This window comes from Hymenobacter agri (assembly GCF_054778495.1).
The window spans coordinates 1-1,819 of the sequence record NZ_BAAGZM010000739.1; the positions used below are offsets into that span (position 1 = coordinate 1).

The 1,819-nt window shown below is 63.6% G+C and carries 2 protein-coding genes and 1 pseudogene; all 3 read left to right on the forward strand.

The genetic code is table 11. The features are described from left to right. Positions 1-359, forward strand: a pseudogene (locus tag ACYVDE_RS21585) (alpha/beta hydrolase); the annotation flags it as partial. A gap of 178 nt (positions 360-537) precedes the next feature. After that, positions 538-1,314 carry a cyclase family protein gene (locus ACYVDE_RS21590; RefSeq protein WP_460503602.1) on the forward strand — a complete coding sequence of 259 codons (777 nt, stop codon included), beginning with the start codon at positions 538-540 and terminating at the stop codon, positions 1,312-1,314. A gap of 109 nt (positions 1,315-1,423) precedes the next feature. Further along, positions 1,424-1,819 (forward strand): hypothetical protein (locus ACYVDE_RS21595; protein ID WP_460503603.1); only part of this gene is annotated, 396 nt, incomplete at its 3' end.

Sequence of the window (1,819 nt, forward strand, 5' to 3'; positions counted from 1 at the left end):
TGGCCCGCGCTACCGGCCTCTACCGGCTGCTGCCGCCGCAGCTGCTGCCCCGGCTGCCGGCGCTGGCCAGCTGGTTTTTTGGGGTGAAGAATGCCCGCGACCGCCAGTTGCTCACTCAGATTCTGCGCGACACCGACCCCGATTTTACGCGCTGGGCTATTGCCCGCCTGCTGCAATGGCCCGGCCGGCCCGACATGCTCCCCGTCCGCATCCACGGCACCCACGACCGGCTGCTGCCCCACGGCGCGGCCCACAGCCAGTATGTACTACCCGGCGGCCACCTCATCATCATCAGCCGCGCCGCCGAAATCAGCCGGATTCTGATAGCATTGGCGGCAGAAGTTGAGCGTGGTGAGTAGGCCCGTAGGCGTTTAAGAGAAAGAACGTCATGCTGAGCGTAGTCGAAGCATCTCTACCGCTTCGTTGCCTGACACCATAGATTACTCACGCTTTAGAGATGCTTCGACTGCGCTCAGCATGACGTTCTTTTGCTCATTGCTCATTGCTCATTGCTCATTGCAAACTGAACTACTGCCCATGCTTCCCACCTATCCCTTCGCCGGCCGCACTTACACCTTCGACCCTGCTGCGCCGCTCGATATTTCCCTGCCCTTGGCTCCCGGCGCAAACCAGGTGAACTGCTTCTGGGCCGAGCCCGTGCAGTTCGACACCATTCGGGTGGGCAGTTTCGTGGGCAGCGTAGCACTGGGCGGCAGCACCAACTACCAGCGCATCCACGTCACGCCCCACGGCAACGGCACGCACACCGAATGCTATGGCCACATCTCGCCCGACCCGGCCATCACGCTCAACCAGTGCCTGCGCCGCTTCTTGTTCGTAGCCCGCGTGGTGAGCGTGGCCCCAGTGCCTCAGCCCAACGGCGACCTCGTGGTGCTGCTGGCCGACGTGCAGGCCGCCCTCATGGCCCAGCCCGACCGCGCTCTGCCCGAAGCCCTCGTGCTGCGCACCCTGCCCAACGACCCCGCCAAGCGCCACCGCCAGTATTCCGGCACCAACCCCACGTACGTCGAGCCCGCCCTGGCCGAATACCTGGCCGAGTACGGCATCGAGCACTTCCTACTCGACCTGCCCAGCGTCGACCGCGAGGAAGACGGCGGCCAGCTGCTGGCCCACCACGCCTTCTGGCAGTACCCGGCCGCGCCGCGCCGTGCCGCCACCATCACCGAGCTCATCTTCGTGCCCGATGAGGTAGCCGACGGCTTGTACCTGCTCAACCTCCAAATTACCAGCTTGGAGCTTGATGCCAGTCCCAGCAAGCCCGTGCTGTACCGCCTCAGCCCACTGCCCGGCTAAGCCCATCGCGCACTGAGCTGGCCGATTCCGCCACTCGCCCTCCCGGGCTTGTAGCCATTTGCACGCTGCCGTATATTGCTGAATCACTGCAAATCAGCAATAACTTCTGATGGCCTTCGCTGCTTCACGCAATTTTTCGGTTTGCATGCCAGCCCATCTTCGGCTGGGTCGAACAGTGGCAAGTGCGAGCCTGGTACTGGCCTTGCTAAGCCAGCCCAACCCAGGCGCAGCGCAGGCAATCCAGGCAGCTTCGCCTCTGGAACCAATTGCCACTACTGAAGTGGCAGCTACCCCCACTGTTGCAACAGCGTCGCCCCGTTTTCTGCTCAAGGCGGGGCTGCAGCTCACGCATCTGTTCTATTTGCCCGACCACCAAAGCTGGCAGTTGGTTTTTCCGGCTTCCCTGGGCCTTGAGTATCGTCTGAACTCACGTTTCAGCCTGCTTGCCCGGGCCGAAGCCGACATTGCCGCCGGCCGCGCGCCGCGTGGTCGACGCGGCGCTCAG